This window comes from Croceicoccus bisphenolivorans, from assembly GCF_001634625.1.
Taxonomy (GTDB): Bacteria; Pseudomonadota; Alphaproteobacteria; order Sphingomonadales; family Sphingomonadaceae; genus Croceicoccus; species Croceicoccus bisphenolivorans.
The window spans coordinates 23,201-42,580 of record NZ_LRSE01000007.1 but is presented as its reverse complement, the minus strand read 5'-3'; the positions used below and the strand labels follow the sequence as shown (position 1 = coordinate 42,580).

Sequence of the window (19,380 nt, the reverse complement as noted above, 5' to 3'; positions counted from 1 at the left end):
CCCTGTAGAGTCACAAACGCAAAGAGTCAGCCCTCGATCCGAGAAAAGTCCGCTACTTTGTGCACTGCAGCAACGAAGCGGGCCAAAAGTGCAAGGCGCGCGGTGCGTTTCATGCGGTTCTCGTCGTTGACCGTCACATCGTCGAAAAAGGTGTCGATCGGCACGCGAAGCGAGGCGAGCGCGGCCATGGCAGAGCCGAAATTCTCGTCTTCGATTGCCGCGTTGGCCGCAGGTTCGGCCTTATCGAGCGCGTCTACGAGCGCCTGTTCGGCAGGCTCGCGCTCGTAATCCCCACCCTTGCCGCGTTCGGCGACGATCGAGCCGACATCGGGATCGTCCACCAGCGACAGCGGGTCTTCCTCACCCGTCCGGGCAATGCGGTCCGTGCCTTCGAACCCTTCTTTCTTGAGGATATTGGCCGCGCGCTTGTAGCCGGCGAGCAGATTCGTGCCGTCTCCGGTTTCCATGAACGACTGTAGAGCCTTCACGCGGGCGAGCAGTCGAACGAGATCGTCCTCGCCGCCAAGCGCAAAGACCGCATCGATCAGGTCGTGGCGAACGCCAGCTTCCTTCTGCTGGACCTTGAGGCGGTCTGCGAAGAATTCCGGTATCTTCGCAAGACCGTAAAACCAATTTGCTCGCGTTGCTGCCAATTGCCCAGACAAATTTTCAGCGATGTTGCGAGCTTCAGCAATAAGCTTTTCGGTCCATTCAAAGTCACACGCATAAATGATAAAGTGTTGGCGAAATTCATCGGCAACAATCTCTTCTCCGAGATGCGTACCAACCGAAATCGAAATTGCTTTTTGCAATCTCAAATTGTGACACGATGCGCTTAACGCGATTATCGCTAGTGTCGCTCGGCGAAGTGCAAACGGATCTTTTGATCCGGTCGGGAACTCTCCGATCAGAAAAAATCCGACCAGCGTATCCAACTTATCCGCCAAACTCACCGCAACCGTCACCGGAGCAGTCGGGACATCATCCCCCTGCCCCACAGGCTTGTAGTGATCGCGAATGGCATCGGCGACCGCATCGGGCAGACCCTCTGCGCGGGCGTAGTAGCCGCCCATCAGGCCCTGCAGTTCGGGGAATTCGCCGACCATTTCTGTGACGAGGTCGGCCTTGCACAGGAGCGCCGCCATCTCGGTCATGTCCGGATCGGCACCGGGCACCACGCCTTCCTCGGCAAGCCAGCGGGCCAGCTTGGCAATGCGCTGGACCTTGTCCGCGACGGTGCCCAGCTTTTCGTGGAACGTGATCCGCTCCAGCTTCTTGGCATGTTCGGCCAGCTTCGTCTTCTGGTCGACTTCCCAGAAGAAACGCGCGTCCGACAGGCGGGCGGCGAGGACCTTGCGGTTGCCGTCAACGATTACCGCCGGATCGTCGGCCGTGATGTTCGCGGTGCAGATGAAGGCATTGGCAAGTTTGCCAGCAGCGTCGTTGCACACGAAGTACTTCTGGTTGGTGCGCGCAGTCAGCTGGATAACCTCTGGCGGCACGTCGAGATAGCTTTCGTCAAAGCGGCCCAGCAGCGGCACCGGCCATTCGGTCAGCCCCGCATTCTCGATCACCAGACCTTCGTCGGCAACAAGGTTGAGGCCAGCGGCGCTGGCGGCGGTTTCCGCCTGCTGGCGAACCATGCCCTGCCGCTCTTCGTGATCGACGATGACATGACAGGCGCGAAGCTTCTCGATGTAGTCATCGGAACCGCCGATCGTGATTTCACCGGGGTGGTGGAAGCGATGGCCCAGCGTGGCAAATCCCGACGCCACGCCATGCACTTCGCATTCGACAAGGTCTTCGCCAAGGATCGCGACGATGCCCGACAGCGGGCGGACCCAGCGCAGGCTTTCCGTGCTGATCGAGGCATCGCCCCAGCGCATCGATTTCGGCCACGGAAACGCGCGGATGATCGCCGGAATCGCTTCGGCCAGAACGTCCTTCACGTCGCGGCCCGGAATGTTCTTCACCGCGAAATAGGTCGGACGCCCCTTTACGTCGCGCACCTCAAGCTGGTCGCGCGTGACGCCGTTCTTGTTGCAGAAACCGTCAACCGCCTGATCCGGCGCACCTTCGGGCGGGCCCTTGGCCTCTTCGCTGACAGCTTCGGTCCGTTCCGGCATGGCCTTTGCGATCAGAGCGAGACGGCGCGGGGTCGACCAGACGGACACATCACCGTGTTCGACGCCGGCAGCCTTCATCTGTTCGCGGAACAGCCGCTCCAGATCGGTGCGGGCACCCGCCTGCATGCGGGCGGGAATTTCTTCCGAGCGGAGTTCGAGCAGAAAGTCCGTCATGCCACCCACTCCGGATAAGCGGCGGCCCATTGGACGGAATATTTCGCCATGTATGCCTCGCATGATCCGCGCGCGAGATCGCGCACCTGCGCCATGTAGCTGGCGCGTTCCTGAACCGAGATCACGCCGCGCGCCTGAAGGAGATTGAAGACGTGGCTCGCCTCGATCGCCTGTTCGTAGGCCGGGATCGGCAGACCTTTTTCAAGGCACAGCCTGCATTCGGCCGAAGCCTTGCGGAACAGGTCGAACAGCGCATCGGTGTCTGCGACCTCGAAATTCCATGTCGACATTTGTCGTTCGTTTTCAAGGAATACGTCGCCATAGCTCACACCCTGTGTATTGAACGCAAGGTCATAAACATTGTCGACGCCCTGAATATACATCGCGAGCCGTTCGAGGCCGTAGGTCAGCTCCCCGGCAACGGGCTTGCAGTCGAAACCGCCCATTTGCTGGAAATAGGTGAACTGGGTGACTTCCATCCCGTCGCACCAGACTTCCCAGCCCAAGCCCCATGCACCCAGCGTCGGGCTCTCCCAGTCATCCTCGACGAAGCGGATGTCGTGCTTCAGAGGGTCGATGCCGATGACCTTCAGGCTGTCGAGATACCATTCCTGAATCTGTGGCGGGCTAGGCTTCAGGATCACCTGATACTGGTAGTAGTGCTGCAGGCGGTTCGGGTTTTCGCCATAGCGGCCGTCGGTCGGGCGGCGGCATGGCTGTACGAAGGCAGCGTTCCACGGCTCGGGGCCAAGCGCGCGCAGAGTTGTCGCCGGATGGAACGTGCCCGCCCCCATGCGCATGTCATAAGGCTGCAGGACAAGGCATCCCTTCGCGCTCCAGAAATCGTGGAGACAGAGGATCATGTCCTGAAAGGACTTCGCGGGATCGCGGACGACGCTGGAATTCGGGCTCGACATGGGCAGCGCCCATGGCCGAAGGGTGCAAAGGCGTCAACAATTCAGCGGCTCGCAGCCCCCTGCCGATGCACACAAGACACAGGTTTCTGTCGATTTTCCGGAAGTCACCTTCCGTTCACGCCTCTGCGGCATATCTATGCCCTCAAGTTGACGAGGAAACCATGGCTTTCAAGAAATTACTCAAGTTGTTCGCGCCCGCCGCGGCCCTGCTGGGCTTCGGATCGCCTGCGCTTGCCGAAGAAGTCGGGTTCGATCGCGGTGATGCCGATCCCGCCTTGTGGGTCGTTTCCGACGATGACACCAAAATCTACCTGTTCGGCACGATGCATGCCCTGAAGCCGGACCTTGTCTGGTTCGACGATGCGGTTGCCGGTGCATTTGCCGAATCCGACGAACTCGTCCTCGAAATGCTGGAGCCGGACGAGATGGAGATCGCACCCGTCCTGCGGCGCGAGGCGATGTATGCGACCGGCGGCGGGCTTTCGAAGACACTGACGCCCGAACAGTACGGACGGTTTTCGGCGGCAGCGACGGGGCTTGGCATTCCTCCGCAGGCGCTTGAACAGCTCAAGCCATGGTTTGCTGGCGTCACACTGGCTACCGCACCGCTGGCAAGGCTTGGCTACCTGCCCGACAGCGGGGCCGAACAGATTCTCCAGAACGCAGCCGCCGAGCGCGGGATGACGCAGATCGGGCTGGAAACGTTCGCCCAGCAGATGGGCTTCTTTTCGGGCCTTAGCGAGGAAGACCAGGTCGCCTTTCTGATGTCGGGCGTGGACGATCTGCCGGACATGGCGCAGACTTTCGCGGAGATGGAGCAGGCCTGGGCCACCGGAGACACCGCTGCCGCGGCGCGACTGCTGAACGAAGGCATGGATGAAACACCGGTCCTTTACGATGTCCTCCTCGCCAAGCGGAACGCCGCGTGGGCGGAATGGATCGGGGAACGCATGACCCAGCCCGGCACCGTATTCATCGCGGTGGGCGCGGGGCATCTTGCCGGTGACGACTCCGTTCAGGTACGCTTGGCCGAGAAAGGCCTGACCGCCACCCGTATCGAGTATTGATCGCGACAAACCCATGCCGACCCGCTTGCTGCCCCTCCTCCTCGCCCCGTTCGTGCTGCTTCTTGCGGCCTGCGGCAGCACGGCGGAACCTGCGCTATGGCGGATCGACAAGGAAGGCGCGGGCGCGGATGCCGCGCCGGCAGGATATCTGTTCGGTACGATCCACGCCCTGCCCCGCGGGACGGATTGGCATGGCGAAACGCTGGATGCCGCGCTGGCGGACGCAGGCGTCCTGATGGTGGAGATCAAGAATCTCGACAAGGGGGATGCGCAGCGGATCTTTCAGGAACTCGCGCTGGATGCATCGCTCCCGCCGATCGATGAGCGGGTGTCTCCGATGTACCGCGACGAACTGGACGAAGTGATGGACCGGGCGGGCGCCGACCCCGAAAACTTCCACTTCGTCGAAACCTGGGCAACCGCGCTTACCTTGTCGACAATGCTGCAGGCGCGGTCGAGCATGGACCCCGACAACAGTGTGGACCAGTCGCTCATCGCCGACTGGCAAGGCCGGCCGATCATCGGACTGGAAACGGCGGAAGAGCAGTTCCGCATCTTCGACCAGTTGAGCGGCAACGAACAACAGGCCCTCCTCGAATCGATGGTCAGGCAGGCCGACGAGATGGAGCCCGATGCTCTGGCCAAGGCGTGGAGCGCGGGCGATGCCGATGCGATGAGCGGGCTGATGGAGCTTGGGTTTGAATCCAATACCGGTCTGCGCGCCGCGATCCTTGGCCGGCGAAACCAGCGCTGGGTCGGCCCGATCCTCAATCAGGTGCAGAGCGGCAAGAAGCCGTTCGTTGCCGTCGGCGCAGGACATATGGGCGGCGATGACGGGCTGATCGCGCTTCTGGCCGCGCGCGGGTACAAGGCGACCCGCATCCAGTAGGCCCGTTGCGGGCTTGCTTTTCCGCGCATTTGCCCTTAGGGGCGCCTTCGCTTGCCCTGTCGGTCATCCCTGGAGGCGCTGGGACAGGCGTTATTGTATCAACCAGTTTCGAAGGTCAGAACCATGAGCGATCAGCTTACCCTGACGGCCGAGGCGCGTGAGCGGGCAGGCAAGGGAGCCTCCCGTGCCCTGCGCCGCGACGGTCGCGTCCCCGCAGTCATCTATGGCGGCAAGGAAGAACCCCAGCCGATCCACGTCGAAGAACGTGCTCTCGTCAAGCTGCTGGGTACCGGCCACTTCTCCAACTCGATCATCATGGTCGAAGTTGGCGGCAAGGCCGTCCGCACCCTGCCCAAGGACGTCGCGTTCCACCCGGTTACCGACCGTCCGACCCACGTCGATTTCCTGCGTCTTTCGAAGAACGCCAAGGTTGAAGTCGCCGTTCCGGTCGTTTTCACCAACGAAGATGCCTCGCCCGGCCTCAAGAAGGGCGGCGTGCTGAACATCGTCCGTCACGAACTGGAACTCGTCTGCGAAGCGGACAAGATCCCCGGCGAGATCGCGATCGACGTCACCGGCAAGGATGTCGGCGATTCGATCCACATCAGCGAAGTCTCCCTGCCGGCCGGTAGCGAGAGCGCGATCACCGATCGCGACTTCACCATCGCCACCCTCGTCGCTCCCTCGGCCCTGAAGAAGGCCGAAGGCGCTGCAGCGGCTGAAGGCGAAGAAGCAAGCGAAGAAGCGGAAGGCGGCGAGGACTGATCCTCCCCCTCCCTTTCAAGCGGAATTTATGGAAACGCCGGTCCCTTGCGGGGCCGGCGTTTTCCTTTGTGTCCGTTTGCTTTCTGGCCCGCTTTGGCTAGGGAGCGGCCATGCAGCTTTGGGTCGGCCTTGGAAATCCGGGCGCGAAATACGCGCTCAACCGTCATAACATCGGGTTCATGGCGCTCGACACCATTGCCGAGGTGCATGGTTTCGGCCCGGTGCAGAAGAAGTTTTCCGGCTGGCTGCAGGAAGGGCGCATCGGCGGGCAGAAGGTCCTGTTGCTGAAACCCGGTACGTTCATGAACGAAAGCGGCGTCAGCGTGGGAGAGGCGATGCGCTTCTTCAAGCTGGGCATGGACGCGCTCACCGTCTTTCATGACGAACTCGATCTTGCCCCGTTCAAGGTGAAAGTGCGCATGGGCGGCGGACTTGCCGGCCACAACGGGTTGCGCTCCATCGACAAGCATCTCGGCCCCGATTTCCGCCGCGTGCGGATCGGCATCGGCCATCCCGGCAGCAAGGACCGCGTGACCGGCCACGTGCTGGGCAACTATGCCAAGGGGGAGCAGGACGAACTGATCGCCATGCTGGGCGGCATCGCGGCGGAAGCGGAATGGCTGGCCAAGGGCGACGACGCCCGCTTCATGAGCGATCTTGCCCGTCGCTTGCAGGATTGATGGTGCGTCGGGTGACAAAGGTTACACCCTGTCACCCGCCGGAATCCCGAATTAATAGCGCATTACCAGTGGCTTCAGCGCCAGCGGATAAGTTGACACTTCGCAGTGTGCCTTCCCCAATTCCATACGTTTTGAAAGAGCCGCAGCGATCCTGACACCCGAACCAGGTGTAGGAAAATAACGTGCTCACCTGGGGCGGACCGGCCTGCCGCTCAGCTTGCGACAGGCCGGTCCGGAATCAATACGGGATCGGCTCGGCAGTCAGAGCGGTCACCGTCTGCCCTTCGAGCATCACGGCCGAGCGTCCGCTGATCAGCCAGCTTGCCAGTACCGCCGCTGCCGTGTTGCCCTTGCCTTCCTGCCGGTGGGTTCCCGAAAGGGCATATTCCGTCTCGCCGATGTGCAATTTTGCGAACGTGAGTTCGAACTTGCCGGACTTGCCGCCGATGGCCCTTCCCGTCTTGAACGTAACTTCCGCATCGGCCTTCGACCCGCGCGGGATGACGACTTCGCCGTTTTCGGAAACGTCCTCCACTACGGAAAACGTGAAGACATCGCCGAGTTCGATCTTCTTGGATGAAATTTCGCTGTCCGAGGCGATCGTGATCAAGGTCGAACTGGGGAGTGTGCGAGCCGGCACGACGTCAGGCGCGACCGCTTCGCTTTCCGGTACAGTTTCCGCGACGTCTCCGCCAACGGGTTCGGCAACAACTCTGGTCACCGCTTCAGCTTGCTGGGCTGCCGTCCCTTCCCGAGCAGCAGCCGGCGCAACCATGCAAAACGCCGCAATCCCGGCGATAAGTACCTTCATCAAAACCCTCCCGGTCGTTTGAAGTAGCGACCCTCATACGACCCGTTTATATTGATAGGGTTTTCATCAACCGCGGTACAATGATAAATAACTATAAATAAGAAGCATTTGTAATTATTATTTCGTACCGCAGATTTTCGATCCTATCAGGGTTTATTGCTGCAACCGACGGCTCGCGCCATGCCGGTCTATACCGCTCGCCCCCGAATCCGGCGCGTTCGCGACGCTCGTCCTGGCATCGATCCACGTCGCAATCGCCAGTTTTGTCGCTGGCTATTGCAGCATGCTTGCAGTTTCATCCGACGAAATCAAAATCCCGCCCCCGGATTGCCCGAGGTTCTGCCGTATGAACGTTTCGAACAAGCTTGCCATATCGGAAACATGCACCATCCGATCCGGGGATGCCGGTTCGTCGCTTCGCATGGGGATAGCCGCATTGTTGCCGGACGAACCCTTCAGCGCCCTGGAGAGGAAATCCTCCAGCAGCGCCAGAGCCTTTTCCGACAGCTCGATTATTCGGACGCGGCCATCATGATCGCTCTTTCTGCTAACGATCAGTTTTGCGTCGGTGAGGAGGTTTACGTACCGCAGTGCGGTCGTCTGGGGCGCACCCGATGCGATACACAAGCTGGTCGCGGAAACTGCCCTTTGATCGTGCCGCGATACGTAGAGATCGAGTAACATGTCCCAAGCAGGTTCCCCGAAAAGATTGTTATCGAAATAACATGCCCTTGCCGTGCGAAGTTCGAGAAACTTTTTCGCCAATTCGTAACGCGGATGATCGTGCTTGATGACCACTGGTGCGACCCTTTTGTGACCGTGTTGACAAGGTGCTGATAGCGGCCTTCGTTCATTCGATGCGTTAATATTCCCGGTTAATATTTTGACCAGAACACCCTAGTCAGAGATACACGTATCCAGCCGTAAACCGCACCTTAACTTCAAAAACCGCGCGGATACGCCGTTTTCAGAACGTGCTGGCATTTGCCGCCAAGGGCACCTAATCGGGCGCGGTAAATTTCTTACGGAGTATTTCATGGGTTTTCGTTGCGGGATCGTCGGCCTTCCCAATGTCGGCAAGTCGACACTGTTCAACGCACTGACCGAGACTCAGGCGGCGCAGGCGGCGAACTATCCGTTCTGCACGATCGAACCAAACGTGGGGCAGGTCGGCGTGCCCGACCCGCGCCTTGACGAAATCGCGAAGATCGCCGGCTCTGCCAAGATCGTGCCGACGCAGCTGGCCTTCGTGGACATTGCGGGCCTGGTGAAGGGCGCGTCGAAGGGCGAAGGCCTTGGTAACCAGTTCCTCGGCAATATCCGCGAAGTCGACGCCATCGTGCACGTGCTGCGTTGTTTCGAGGATGACGACATCCAGCATGTCGCCAACAAGGTCGATCCGCTGGCCGATGCCGATGTCGTGGAAACCGAGCTGCTGCTCGCCGATCTCGAAAGCCTTGAAAAGCGCGTTCCCGCCGCTGCCAAGCGTGCGACGAGCGGCGACAAGGAATCGAAGATCATCGCCAGCGTACTGGGCCAGTCGCTGGAACTGCTGCGAGAGGGCAAGCCCGCGCGGCTGACCGAACCGAAAGACGACGAAGAAGCCCGCGTCTTCGCACAGGCGCAATTGTTAACGGCAAAGCCCGTGCTCTATGTCTGCAACGTGGCAGAGGAAGATGCGGCAGACGGCAACGAACTTTCGGCCAGGGTTTTCGAAAAGGCCAAGGCAGAGGGCGCGCAGGCCGTTGTCGTCTCCGCCGCGATCGAGAGCGAGATCGTTGCGATGGAGCCGGAGGACCGCAAGGAATTCCTTGCCGAGATGGGCCTTGAGGAATCGGGCCTCGCCCGCGTGATCCGCGCCGGATACGACCTGCTCGGCCTCAAGACCTTCTTCACCGCCGGACCGAAGGAAGCCCGCGCGTGGACTTTCCCCAATGGCGCAAAGGCCCCGCAGGCTGCCGGTGAGATCCACACCGATTTCGAACGCGGCTTCATCCGTGCCGAAACGATCGCCTTTGAAGACTACGTCTCGCTGGGCGGCGAAAGCGGCGCGCGCGAGGCAGGCAAGCTGCGGCAGGAAGGCAAGGAATACGTCGTCAGGGATGGCGACGTCATGATGTTCAAGTTCAACGTCTGAAGCAGCGCAAGATCCGGTCGCTCAGGCCGGATCGAACGCCGACAGGATCGGGCAAGGCCCTGCCCCGCCCTTCGCACATTCGGTAGCGAGCTTGCGCAAAGAGGCGCGGGCCTGTTCCAGCCGTTCGATTTCCGCATCCAGCGCTTCGATACGCTCCTTCGCCATCGCGCGGGCCTGCGCGCGGTCGTCCATCCGGTCCAGTTCCAGCAAGTGCCTGATCTCGCGCAGGGTGAAACCGGCTGCCTGCGACTGGCGGATGAAGCGCAGGCGTTTCACATCTCCATCGCCATAGTGCCTGCCGCCCGTTGCCGGCCCCGTCGGCACCTCCAGCAACCCCTTGCGTTGGTAGAAACGCACCGTCTCCACACCCACGTCGGCGGCTGCGGCCAGTTCCGAGATACGGAAAGGGCGGCGCGGTGATGTGTTTTGTTGTTGACTCCGTACCATGGTACGCAATGTAGAACTCGCTGCATGAGCAAACAAGACACCCGCAAAACCGCCGCCCTTTACCGCATGGTGATGGACAAACACATCTGTCCTTACGGGCTGAAGGCGAAGCACCTCCTCGAAAGCCGTGGCTTTACGGTGCAGGATCATCACCTAACGACCAAGGATCAGACCGAGGCATTCAAGGCCGAACACGGCGTCAAGACAACGCCGCAGACGTTCATCGGCGGCGTGCGGATCGGCGGGTACGACGACTTGCGCCGTCACTTCGGCCTGAAGGTTCAGGACCCGGACGCCGTCAGTTACCAGCCGGTCATCGCCGTATTCGCGATTGCCGCGGGGCTTGCCCTTGCCGTCAGCTGGATGGTCTTCGGCTCTCCGCTGACAGTGCGCGCTGCCGAATGGTTCGTCGCTTTTTCCATGGCGATCCTTGCCATGCTGAAGCTGCAGGACGTGAACAAGTTCGCGACGATGTTCCTTGGCTATGACCTGCTGGCCCGCCGCTGGGTGCCTTATGCGCGGATATATCCCTTTGCGGAGGCAACGGCGGGCGTGCTGATGGCCGGACACCTGTTGTCCTGGCTTTCCATCCCGCTGGCGTTGTTCATCGGCACGGTCGGCGCGACCAGCGTCTATTACGCCGTCTATGTCCAGAAGCGGGAGCTGAAGTGCGCTTGTGTCGGCGGAACGGGCCGCGTGCCGCTGGGCTTCGTTTCGTTGACGGAGAACCTGTTCATGATCGCGATGGCGATCTGGATGCTCGTCTCGCCATATTGACCACGCGGGCACCATTTCGATGTTCGGCCGTTCCCTTTTGCAACAAAGGGGACAGCTGACAAATGGTCGACAAATCGGAAAAGTTCAATTGGGCGGTACGGGTCGGATACCTGTCCCGCGCCATTCTATACTCGGTGCTGGGCCTGATCGCCCTCACCAGCGCAGGCAAGATTGCAGAAGGCACGAACGGCATATTCAAGGCGATCGAGGATTTCCCCGCAGGCACCGTCATTCTGTGGATCATGGTGGTGGGGCTGCTCGCTTATGCCCTGTTCCGTTTCGCCTCCACCTTTTTCGATATCGAACATAACGGTTCGGACAAGAAGGGCATCGCCAAGCGCATCGGCCATGCGGGTAGCGCGATCGGGCATATCGCGTTGGCTTGGTCCGCCTACAAGTTCGCCACGTACGAGGCTGAACCGTCAAGCGGCGGTGCGCAGGAAGCGGCATCGGGCGTGCTTTCCATGACCCTTGGCGGAGTAGTGCTGGGATTGCTGGGCATCGCGTTCTTCGTGGCCGCCATCATGCAGGCGAAGAAGGGTATCTCCGGAGAATTCATGCACCGCATCAGTGCACAGGCGCCGCAGTTCACCCGCTGGCTGGGCGGCGCGGGCTATGTTGCGCGCGCGGTGGTTTTCGCCATCATCGGCTGGTCCCTGTTCAAGGCCGGGCTGATGTCGGGCGGCGCGGACCAGATCAAGACGCTGGGCGATGCGGTCGCTTCGCTTAGCGGTGAAGGCATATGGTTCACGCTGGTGGCCATCGGTCTGTTGATGTTCGGTTTGTTCAGCCTCATCCTGGCCCAGTACCGCATCATTCCGGACATGGACGTGTCTGGCATGAAGCCCGCCTTCCGCGCCTGATCCGATCTGCAATTGCTTTCGCCCGCCTTCGTGATAGGCGGGCGAAATGCGTTATTACGAAGATTACGAGGTCGGCACCGTCGACCTGCACGGCAGTTGCGAAGTGACTCGCGAGGAGATCATCGAATTCGCCAGCCGCTACGATCCGCAGGACTTTCACCTCGATGACGAGGCTGCGGCGAAAGGCCCCTTTGGAAAGCTGACCGCCAGCGGCTGGATGACCGCGGGGCTGACCATGCGCCTGATGGTCGAAAGCTGGAAGAAAACAGGCTTTGTCGGGAAGGGCGGCGCAGGGATGGATGAACTGCGCTGGACCCGTCCGGTCTACCCCGGCGATGTATTAAGCGTTCGCCAGACACTGCTATCGAAACGGCGCAGTGCTTCCCGCCCTGAAATCGGCTTCGTCCGCGTGTTTATTGAAACGCTGGACGCCGAAAGCAAAGTCGTCATGTCGATGATATCGAACGCGATGATAGGCACCCGCGATCCGGGTGGTACCGACTGACGACGCTGGTTCAGCTACCGCAGCCGATGGTCCCTGTCGCGTCGTAGACGATGCGGTCCTTCATGTCGCGGATGACCATCTTACCGGGGAACTTGCTGCTCTCGATCCCTTCGCCGGCACCGTCCGCGTCTTCATTCCCGCTTTTCCCCATTGTCAGCGTGACGGTGTATTCCTTGCCGTCGTACCCCGAATAAGCCTTCATCGGCAGCTCTGCGCTGCCCTTGTCCGGCGCGAGAGTGCGGATCTTGCCGTCCAGCTTCAGGAAGCCGTAGTTTTCCTGCGCAAGGAACATGATCGCCATACTGCCATCGGGCGCAAAGCCGCAGCCCATGCCGAACAGGTTGTTCTTCTCGATATCGGTATAACTGATGCGTTCCGGATCGATCGGCTGGATCGCGGGCATATCGTGGATCGCCTCGATCTCGGCCACGTCGGCGGCGTCCTCGGCCGGGCTCGATGCCTCGCCGCCGCATCCTGCCAGCAGGGTGAGCATCGCCAGTCCGGTGAAGGCCAAACGCATCTTCGATATTCTCCTGTCGCTATTTCCGGCCGAACAGCTTTTCGACGTCCGTCATCGAAAGCTTCACCCATGTCGGGCGGCCATGGTTGCATTGTCCTGAACGCGGTGTGCGTTCCATTTCGCGCAGCAGCGCGTTCATTTCGGTTACGTTGAGGCGCCGCCCTGCCCTTACCGACCCATGGCAGGCCATCGTGGCCAGCACGTGGTCCAGCCTCTCACCCAGCAGGATCGCATCGCCGTTCTGGGCAATGTCGTCAGCGATGTCGCGCAGCAGCTTTTGCGCATCGGCACCCTTCAGCGCGGCGGGCATGGCGCGCACCAGCATCGCGTCCGGCCCGAAGCGTTCGACCGCCAGCCCGAACGTCGCCAGCTTTTCGGCGGCATCCTCGATCCTGTCGCAGTCGCTTTCGTCCATCTCCACCACTTCGGGCAGCAGGAGCGCTTGGGAACGTGCCACGGCATCATCAGCCCCCGCCGCCTTCAACCGTTCCAGCGTCAGCCGTTCGTGCGCGGCGTGCTGGTCCACGATGACCAGCCCGTCGGCTGCCTCTGCCACGATATAGGTCTGCGCGATCTGTCCGCGTGCCGCGCCCAGCGGATAGGTATCGGCATCGCCCGGCTCGTCCACGGCCTCTTCGGCAGGGGCGTGGGGGGCAAGGCCCTTGTCGGCAAGGATCGAGCCTTCCGTCTCTCGCCACACAGGGGGGATCGTCGGGCGTTCGCGCCGCTCCCAGCCAAGTCCGGCGAAAATGCTGCGGTTATCGCGGGCAACATCGGGCTGGCGAGGCGGTGCGTCGGACTGGAACGGCAAGTCCCCTTCCCTCTGCCACGCGCCCATCGCGGCGGGATCGGGCGATTGGGCGCTGCGCTTGTCCCCGCTCGACAAGGCTTCGCGCAGGCCGGATACGATCAACCCGCGCACCAGTGCCGGATCGCGGAAACGCACCTCGGTCTTGGCCGGATGCACATTGACGTCGACTTCACCGGGCGGAACGTCAAGAAACAGCGCCAGCACCGCGTGCCTGTCCCGCGCCAGCATGTCGGAATAGGCGCCGCGCACCGCGCCGATCAGCAGCCTGTCCTTCACCGGCCTGCCGTTGACGAACAGGTACTGGTGATCGGCCACCCCGCGGTTGTAGGTGGGCAGGCCCGCAACGCCGGTCATGCGGATCGGCGCTTCGGCCGGGCCGCGCATCACGTCGACAAGAACGGCATTGTCGGCCAGTTCCCGCGCGATCAGGCGGCTGACGCGGGTGGGCAGTTCCTCCCCCGGCTGAACCTGGAAGATGCGCCGCCCGTCATTCGACAGGGAAAAGCCCACGTCGGGCCGTGCCATGGCAAGACGGCGCACGACATCGTGGCACGCGGCATATTCGCTGCGCGGGCTGCGCAGAAACTTGCGCCGCGCGGGCACGTTCGCGAACACCTGCTCGACCTTGATGCGGGTTCCGGGTGGCAGGGCGGCGGGTCCCTCCTCCACCAGCCGGCCATGGTCGACCACGCGGCGCCAGCCTTCCTCGCACTCTCGCGGGCGGCTTTCGATGGTCAGCCGCGCGACGCTGGCGATCGAGGGCAGCGCTTCCCCACGAAAGCCGAGGGTGGTGACCAGTTCGATCTCTTCATCCGGCAGTTTCGATGTCGCGTGCCGCTCCAGCGCCAGCGCCATGTCGTCCGCAGTCATCCCGCAGCCGTCGTCGGTAACCTCAATCCCGTCGAGCCCGCCCAGTTTCAGCGCGATATCGATCCGCGTCGCGCCGGCATCGATTGCGTTTTCGACCAGTTCCTTCAGCGCGGCAGCGGGCCGTTCCACGACTTCGCCCGCCGCGATCCGGTTGACGAGATTATCGGGAAGGCGGCGAATTTGCGGCATATCGGCGGCGATAGCGACGAAGCCCGACTTTTTCGAGATAGACGGTGTGGAAAAGCCCTCAAACGCGCGCGAAAAATTTTCCATCCGTCTACTATTTTGCGCTAGTCAGGCCGCAACTTTGCAATCAGACGCGCGTCAAGCGCCACCTACGAGGGATCCGCACACCCAATGGCTTCTTTCTTCTCTCGCCTTTTCCAGTTCGGTTCGCAGAACATGGCGATCGATCTCGGCACCGCGAACACGCTCGTCTACGTCGAAGGGCGCGGCATCGTGCTGAACGAACCGTCCGTCGTCGCGATCGAAACGCTGAATGGCATCAAGAAGGTGAAGGCCGTGGGCGACGATGCCAAGATGATGATGGGCAAGACGCCCGATTCCATCGAGGCGATCCGCCCCTTGCGCGACGGTGTCATCGCCGACATCGAAGTGGCGGAAGAGATGATCAAGTACTTCATCAAGAAGGTGCACGGTAAGAAGAGCCTGCTGCGCTATCCCGAAATCGTGATCTGCGTGCCTTCCGGCTCCACCTCTGTCGAACGCCGCGCGATCCGCGATGCGGCCAGCAACGCGGGTGCCTCGCAGGTCTACCTGATCCTTGAACCGATGGCCGCCGCGATCGGCGCGGACATGCCGGTTACCGAACCTGTCGGTTCCATGGTGGTCGACATCGGCGGCGGCACGACCGAAGTTGCCGTGCTGTCGCTGCGCGGCCTTGCCTATACCACCAGCGTGCGCGTCGGCGGTGACAAGATGGACGAGGCGATCGTCTCCTACGTCCGCCGCCACCACAACCTGCTGATCGGCGAAGCCACGGCGGAGCGCATCAAGCAGGACTATGCCGTCGCCACCGTGCCCGAAGACGGCGAAGGCGAGACGATCCATATCCGCGGCCGCGACCTTGTGAACGGCGTGCCCAAGGAAATCACCATCACGCAGGCGAACATCGCCGAAGCGCTGGCCGAGCCGATCGGCGCCATTGTAGAAGCGGTGCGCATCGCGCTGGAAAACACTGCGCCGGAACTGGCTGCCGACATCGTCGACCAGGGCATCGTGCTGACCGGCGGCGGCGCGCTGATCAAGGGGCTGGATGAGTACTTGCGCGAGGAAACCGGCCTTCCGGTCACCGTCGCCGAAGATCCGCTGTCCTGCGTGGCGCTGGGCACCGGACGCGCACTGGAAGAACCCGTCTATCGCGGCGTGCTGATGACGGCATGAGGCAATCGATCTGACCTGAAGGGGGCGAGGCCATGGCGCCGCCGCAAAACCGGCCGGGCGTTTCACGGTCCGGCTTTTCGAAAAAGGCCCAGTTCGGACTGTTCACGAGCTATGTCGCGGCGATTTCGGGCGCCGCGCTGGGTTTCGTGCTGCTCGTCATCTCGCTCGTCAGCCCCAGCAGTTTTACCTTCGCCCGCAACGCGGCAGCCGACGTCGCCGCCCCTGCCGGTCAGCTTTCGGCGGCATCCCGCTCCACCGGCAAGTCGGTGATCGACGTGATCTCCGGCTATATCGAGGCGGGGAGCAAGAACGCGCGGCTGAAGGAAGAACTGGCCATTGCCCGCTCCCGCCTGGCAGAGGCGGAGGCAATCCGGTCGGAAAACGTGCGGCTGAAGGCGCTACTGGGCGTGCGGGAAACCGATGGCAAGGCGGTAACGGCGGCGCGCCTGATCGGCTCCACCGCCAGCAGCACGCGGCGTTTCGCGCTGCTCAGCGCCGGCAAGCGCGACGGGGTGCAGGTTGGCCAACCGGTGCGTTCGGCCACCGGCCTTGTCGGGCGCGTGCTTGAAGTGGGCAACCGTACCGCGCGGGTGCTGCTTATCACCGATGGCGAAAGCGTCGTTCCGGTGCGCCGCGTGAACGGCGACATTTCGGGCTTCGCGCAGGGACAGGCGGACGGAACACTGATCATTCGCCTGATCGATCTGGGCATCAATCCGCTGCGCAAGGGCGATGTTCTGGTCACTTCCGGTTCCGGCGGACTCTATCGCCCGAACGTGCCTGTCGCCACCGTCGCCAACGTCACGCGCGATGGTGCTGTGGCGCGTATCGTTTCCGACCCCGCGGCCAGCGAATTCGTCGTGGTCGAACCGATATGGCAACCGATCACCGAACTGCGCGCGCCCGCCGCGCAAGCCGCCGAATGAGCTGTTTGCCATGCCCTTGAAAGGCGACCGGCTTCCCGGATCGGACCTGTTTACCCGCCGGATCAACCGTGCGCCCTCGCCCCTGCTGGCAACGGCGGTTCCGTGGATTACAATCGCATGGGCCTCGCTGCTGCCGCTCTCGCCGGTTATAGCGTCCGCGCCTGTCCTGCCGCCACTGGCGTTCATGTTCCTTGTCGCATGGCGTCTGCTGCGCCCCGGGCTGCTGCCGCTTTGGGCTGGTGCCCCGCTCGGGTTGATCGACGATCTCTACTCCGGCCAACCCTTCGGCAGCGGCGTCTTGCTGTTCTCGATAACAATGATCGGGCTTGAACAGGTGGACGGCTGGCTGCGCTGGCGCGGGTTCTGGCAAGACTGGCTGGTCGCCAGCGTCGTCATCGCGATCTACCTGTTCCTGGCCCATATCTTCGCGGTTTTCGCGGGCGGCACGTTCCATCCCGCCGTGATCGTGCCGCAGCTTCTGCTTTCGTTCATCGCATTTCCGTTACTGACGCGCGTGATCGCGATCCTCGACCTCTTGAGACTCGCCCGCGTGCGGGTGCTGGGCTGATGCTGTTCAAGTTGAAACGACGCGGCCCGCGCCTTGTCCAGCGGGTCAGCAGCGGCGAACTGCGCAACCGGTTCGACCGGCGCAGCTTCGTCCTCGGCTCCGTGCAGGGCGGCATCGGCGTTCTGCTCGCGGTGCGGATGGGCTATCTCGCAGTCGCGGAAAACGAGAAGTACAATCTCGCGTCCGAATCCAACCGCGTGGACCTGACCCTGATCCCGCCCCGCCGCGGCTGGATCCTTGATCGCAACAATATTCCGATGGCATCGAACCGCGCCGATTTCCGCGTCGATCTGGTGCCCGAACGCGTGATCGACAAGGAACGTACGCTGGCAACGCTTGGCGAGATCCTTGAACTGACGCCCGCAGCCATCACCGACCTTCGCGACAAGCTGGACGGCACCCGCGGCTTCCGCCCTGTGGAAGTCGCCACCGGCGTTGGCTGGGAACAGTTCGCCGCGCTTTCCGTGCGCCTGCCCGATCTTCCCGGCGTCGTGCCCCAGCGCGGCTTCACCCGCAACTATCCCACCGGCCCTTCGGTGGGTCACCTGCTCGGCTATGTCGGCACCGTTTCGGCGGAGGAGTACGAGGAAGAAAAGAACCCCCTTCTCATCACTCCCGGCTTCAAGATCGGCAAGGACGGGGTCGAGAAATACTTCGAGAAGGACCTGCGCGGCCAGCCCGGCGCGCGGCGCGCCGAAGTGACCGCCAGCGGCAAGATCGTGCGCGACCTCGAAACGCGCGAGGACGTGCAGGGCGATCCCGTCAAGCTGACGATCAACGCCAAGTTGCAGGACTATGCCGCACGCCGCATCGGTCTTGAATCCGGCTCGGTCGTGGTGATGGATCTGGAACAGGGCGACCTGCTGTGCATGGCATCGATGCCCAGTTTCGATCCCAACAGCTTTTCCGACGGGATTGGCCGCGTCGAATGGAAGATGCTGTCGGAGGACGACCACGTTCCCCTTCGCAACAAGGTACTGTCGGGCCTCTATCCTCCCGGTTCTACCGTCAAGCCCTTCGTCAGCCTCGCGCTGTTGCACGCGGGCATCGATCCCGATGAAACCGTGTTCTGTGGCGGCGGGTTGCGCGTCGGCAACCGCGTTTTCGGCTGCTGGAACCGGCGGGGCCATGGCACGACGAACATGGCCAAGGGCATCTACCAGTCTTGCGACGTCTATTTCTACGCCATGGCCCAGCGTGTCGGCATGCAGGTAATATCCGACATGGCTCGCAAGCTGGGGCTCGGCTACAAATACCCGCTCCCCGTCGCCAGCCAGTCTTACGGCACCGTGCCTGATCCTGCCTGGAAAGAGCGCAAGTACGGGCAGGAATGGCAGACTTACGATACCGTCAACGCCACCATCGGGCAGGGCTATTTCCTCGTGAACCCGTTGCAGCAGGCCGTTATGGCATCGCGCATTGCCAGCGGGAAGCGGTTGCAGCCGCGCCTGCTGATGACCGCGCGCGCCCGCCCTGCCCCGAAACTGGATGTGCCGGACGAGCATCTGGAAATCGTGCGCCATGCCATGTGGGAAGTGGTGAACGGTGCGGGCACAGCGGGGCGCGCGCGCCTTCCGCTCGACGGCATCGAACTGTCCGGCAAGACCGGCACCGCTCAGGTCGTTTCGCTCGCCTATGGCAAGGGCGGCAAGGGTGTGCCGTGGAAATATCGCGATCACGGCCACTTCATCTGTTTCGCGCCCTACGACAATCCGAAATACGCCTGCGCCGTCGCCATCGAACATGGCGCGGGCTCTTCTTCGGCCTATCCGGTCGCGCGTGACGTGATGACGTACCTGTTCGATCCGGTGAAGGCGCTGGAGGTGCTGCACCGGTATGAAGAGGAATGGGGCGGCACGGCGCAGGAACGGCTTGCCCGCAAGTACCGGTCGTACGAAGCAGCCTATGGCGGCGGCGCGCCGAAACCGGAAAGCGGAGAGATCGAGAACGCGGTCGCCCGGTCGGAAAATGCGCCAGCGCCGCAACCGGTCAATAACGCGGAAGAACAACGCCCGGCCGAAGGGGACGCACCGGCAGCCGATCCCGCCCCTTCGCCCACACCCACGGCGAGCCCGACGCCGTCGCCCAGCCCCACATTCAACCGTCCGGGGCCGCGCCGATGA

At 62.3% G+C, this 19,380-nt stretch carries 19 protein-coding genes; 12 read left to right on the top strand and 7 right to left on the bottom strand.

All coding sequences use genetic code 11. The features are described from left to right. Window positions 1–26: 26 nt before the first annotated feature. A complete protein-coding gene (glyS, locus tag A7A77_RS09355) occupies window positions 27–2,300 on the bottom strand; it encodes a glycine--tRNA ligase subunit beta (RefSeq protein WP_066557102.1) in 2,274 nt (757 codons plus the stop codon). Beyond that, window positions 2,297–3,217, bottom strand: a complete 921-nt coding sequence (locus A7A77_RS09350) for a glycine--tRNA ligase subunit alpha (RefSeq protein WP_066556725.1) — start codon at window positions 3,215–3,217, stop codon at window positions 2,297–2,299. The genes glyS and A7A77_RS09350 overlap by 4 nt, the downstream gene beginning before the upstream one ends. 161 nt (window positions 3,218–3,378) lie before the next feature. Between A7A77_RS09350 and A7A77_RS09345 the strand changes: the two genes are divergently transcribed. The 4 genes from A7A77_RS09345 to pth all read left to right on the top strand — a co-directional run bounded on the left by A7A77_RS09345 (window position 3,379) and on the right by pth (window position 6,618). After that, window positions 3,379–4,284, top strand: a complete 906-nt coding sequence (locus A7A77_RS09345; RefSeq protein WP_066556722.1) for a TraB/GumN family protein — start codon at window positions 3,379–3,381, stop codon at window positions 4,282–4,284. A gap of 13 nt (window positions 4,285–4,297) precedes the next feature. Continuing rightward, window positions 4,298–5,173, top strand: a complete 876-nt coding sequence (locus tag A7A77_RS09340) for a TraB/GumN family protein (protein WP_066556718.1) — start codon at window positions 4,298–4,300, stop codon at window positions 5,171–5,173. Window positions 5,174–5,296: 123 nt separating this feature from the next. Continuing rightward, the gene (locus tag A7A77_RS09335; protein WP_066556708.1) at window positions 5,297–5,938 is read left to right on the top strand and encodes a 50S ribosomal protein L25/general stress protein Ctc; all 642 of its coding nucleotides are present in this window, start codon (window positions 5,297–5,299) and stop codon (window positions 5,936–5,938) included. 110 nt (window positions 5,939–6,048) lie between these two features. Further along, a complete protein-coding gene (pth, locus tag A7A77_RS09330; RefSeq protein ID WP_066556705.1) occupies window positions 6,049–6,618 on the top strand; it encodes an aminoacyl-tRNA hydrolase in 570 nt (189 codons plus the stop codon). Between the two features lie 238 nt (window positions 6,619–6,856). Here the strand turns inward: pth and A7A77_RS09325 are convergent, their stop codons facing one another. Then, entirely contained in the window at window positions 6,857–7,429 is a 573-nt protein-coding gene (locus A7A77_RS09325; RefSeq protein ID WP_066556702.1) for a hypothetical protein, read from the bottom strand. Window positions 7,430–7,702: 273 nt separating this feature from the next. Next, a complete protein-coding gene (locus tag A7A77_RS09320) occupies window positions 7,703–8,227 on the bottom strand; it encodes a helix-turn-helix domain-containing protein (RefSeq protein ID WP_066556701.1) in 525 nt (174 codons plus the stop codon). A 238-nt stretch (window positions 8,228–8,465) separates the two neighbouring features. Here A7A77_RS09320 and ychF point away from each other — a divergent pair, with 238 nt between their 5' ends. Further along, the gene (gene ychF / locus A7A77_RS09315; protein ID WP_066556697.1) at window positions 8,466–9,566 is read left to right on the top strand and encodes a redox-regulated ATPase YchF; all 1,101 of its coding nucleotides are present in this window, start codon (window positions 8,466–8,468) and stop codon (window positions 9,564–9,566) included. A gap of 21 nt (window positions 9,567–9,587) precedes the next feature. Here ychF and A7A77_RS09310 read toward each other — a convergent pair whose 3' ends face one another. After that, on the bottom strand, window positions 9,588–10,013 hold the full coding sequence (locus tag A7A77_RS09310; RefSeq protein ID WP_066556694.1) for a MerR family transcriptional regulator: 426 nt from the start codon (window positions 10,011–10,013) through the stop codon (window positions 9,588–9,590). A gap of 24 nt (window positions 10,014–10,037) precedes the next feature. Between A7A77_RS09310 and A7A77_RS09305 the strand changes: the two genes are divergently transcribed. The 3 genes from A7A77_RS09305 to A7A77_RS09295 all read left to right on the top strand — a co-directional run bounded on the left by A7A77_RS09305 (window position 10,038) and on the right by A7A77_RS09295 (window position 12,158). Beyond that, window positions 10,038–10,790 carry a MauE/DoxX family redox-associated membrane protein gene (locus A7A77_RS09305; RefSeq protein WP_066556692.1) on the top strand — a complete coding sequence of 251 codons (753 nt, stop codon included), beginning with the start codon at window positions 10,038–10,040 and terminating at the stop codon, window positions 10,788–10,790. Between the two features lie 62 nt (window positions 10,791–10,852). After that, entirely contained in the window at window positions 10,853–11,653 is an 801-nt protein-coding gene (locus A7A77_RS09300) for a DUF1206 domain-containing protein (protein WP_066556690.1), read from the top strand. Between the two features lie 46 nt (window positions 11,654–11,699). Continuing rightward, window positions 11,700–12,158: a MaoC family dehydratase gene (locus A7A77_RS09295; protein WP_066556687.1), complete on the top strand. Its 459-nt coding sequence runs from the start codon at window positions 11,700–11,702 to the stop codon at window positions 12,156–12,158. A gap of 10 nt (window positions 12,159–12,168) precedes the next feature. On the opposite strand, the gene A7A77_RS09290 is transcribed toward A7A77_RS09295, so the two are convergent. Both A7A77_RS09290 and mutL read right to left on the bottom strand, forming a co-directional pair. Next, complete coding sequence (locus A7A77_RS09290) at window positions 12,169–12,678, bottom strand: hypothetical protein (protein ID WP_066556682.1); 510 nt, start codon at window positions 12,676–12,678, stop codon at window positions 12,169–12,171. A 19-nt stretch (window positions 12,679–12,697) separates the two neighbouring features. After that, a complete protein-coding gene (mutL, locus tag A7A77_RS09285) occupies window positions 12,698–14,548 on the bottom strand; it encodes a DNA mismatch repair endonuclease MutL (RefSeq protein WP_066557099.1) in 1,851 nt (616 codons plus the stop codon). 168 nt (window positions 14,549–14,716) lie between these two features. Here mutL and A7A77_RS09280 point away from each other — a divergent pair, with 168 nt between their 5' ends. From A7A77_RS09280 to mrdA, 4 genes are read left to right on the top strand one after another with little or no spacing between them, the layout of a single operon-like run. Continuing rightward, window positions 14,717–15,763 carry a rod shape-determining protein gene (locus tag A7A77_RS09280; protein WP_066556681.1) on the top strand — a complete coding sequence of 349 codons (1,047 nt, stop codon included), beginning with the start codon at window positions 14,717–14,719 and terminating at the stop codon, window positions 15,761–15,763. 32 nt (window positions 15,764–15,795) lie between these two features. Next, window positions 15,796–16,689, top strand: coding sequence for a rod shape-determining protein MreC (gene mreC, locus A7A77_RS09275; RefSeq protein ID WP_066556680.1), 894 nt, complete (start codon window positions 15,796–15,798; stop codon window positions 16,687–16,689). A gap of 10 nt (window positions 16,690–16,699) precedes the next feature. Continuing rightward, window positions 16,700–17,257, top strand: a complete 558-nt coding sequence (gene mreD / locus A7A77_RS09270) for a rod shape-determining protein MreD (RefSeq protein WP_066556679.1) — start codon at window positions 16,700–16,702, stop codon at window positions 17,255–17,257. Beyond that, window positions 17,257–19,380, top strand: coding sequence for a penicillin-binding protein 2 (gene mrdA, locus A7A77_RS09265; protein ID WP_066556678.1), 2,124 nt, complete (start codon window positions 17,257–17,259; stop codon window positions 19,378–19,380). Before mreD ends, mrdA begins: the two co-directional genes overlap by 1 nt.

Coding starts and splice junctions, on each gene's coding strand:
- ychF (WP_066556697.1), top strand. CDS start 8,466: ATGGGTTTTCGTTGCGGGATCGTCGGCCTTCCCAATGTCGGCAAGTCG.
- A7A77_RS09280 (WP_066556681.1), top strand. CDS start 14,717: ATGGCTTCTTTCTTCTCTCGCCTTTTCCAGTTCGGTTCGCAGAACATG.
- A7A77_RS09300 (WP_066556690.1), top strand. CDS start 10,853: ATGGTCGACAAATCGGAAAAGTTCAATTGGGCGGTACGGGTCGGATAC.
- A7A77_RS09345 (WP_066556722.1), top strand. CDS start 3,379: ATGGCTTTCAAGAAATTACTCAAGTTGTTCGCGCCCGCCGCGGCCCTG.
- A7A77_RS09305 (WP_066556692.1), top strand. CDS start 10,038: ATGAGCAAACAAGACACCCGCAAAACCGCCGCCCTTTACCGCATGGTG.
- mrdA (WP_066556678.1), top strand. CDS start 17,257: ATGCTGTTCAAGTTGAAACGACGCGGCCCGCGCCTTGTCCAGCGGGTC.
- mutL (WP_066557099.1), bottom strand. CDS start 14,548: ATGCCGCAAATTCGCCGCCTTCCCGATAATCTCGTCAACCGGATCGCG.
- A7A77_RS09325 (WP_066556702.1), bottom strand. CDS start 7,429: ATGAAGGTACTTATCGCCGGGATTGCGGCGTTTTGCATGGTTGCGCCG.
- glyS (WP_066557102.1), bottom strand. CDS start 2,300: ATGACGGACTTTCTGCTCGAACTCCGCTCGGAAGAAATTCCCGCCCGC.
- mreD (WP_066556679.1), top strand. CDS start 16,700: ATGCCCTTGAAAGGCGACCGGCTTCCCGGATCGGACCTGTTTACCCGC.
- mreC (WP_066556680.1), top strand. CDS start 15,796: ATGGCGCCGCCGCAAAACCGGCCGGGCGTTTCACGGTCCGGCTTTTCG.
- A7A77_RS09335 (WP_066556708.1), top strand. CDS start 5,297: ATGAGCGATCAGCTTACCCTGACGGCCGAGGCGCGTGAGCGGGCAGGC.
- A7A77_RS09310 (WP_066556694.1), bottom strand. CDS start 10,013: ATGGTACGGAGTCAACAACAAAACACATCACCGCGCCGCCCTTTCCGT.
- A7A77_RS09290 (WP_066556682.1), bottom strand. CDS start 12,678: ATGCGTTTGGCCTTCACCGGACTGGCGATGCTCACCCTGCTGGCAGGA.
- pth (WP_066556705.1), top strand. CDS start 6,049: ATGCAGCTTTGGGTCGGCCTTGGAAATCCGGGCGCGAAATACGCGCTC.
- A7A77_RS09340 (WP_066556718.1), top strand. CDS start 4,298: ATGCCGACCCGCTTGCTGCCCCTCCTCCTCGCCCCGTTCGTGCTGCTT.
- A7A77_RS09350 (WP_066556725.1), bottom strand. CDS start 3,217: ATGTCGAGCCCGAATTCCAGCGTCGTCCGCGATCCCGCGAAGTCCTTT.
- A7A77_RS09295 (WP_066556687.1), top strand. CDS start 11,700: ATGCGTTATTACGAAGATTACGAGGTCGGCACCGTCGACCTGCACGGC.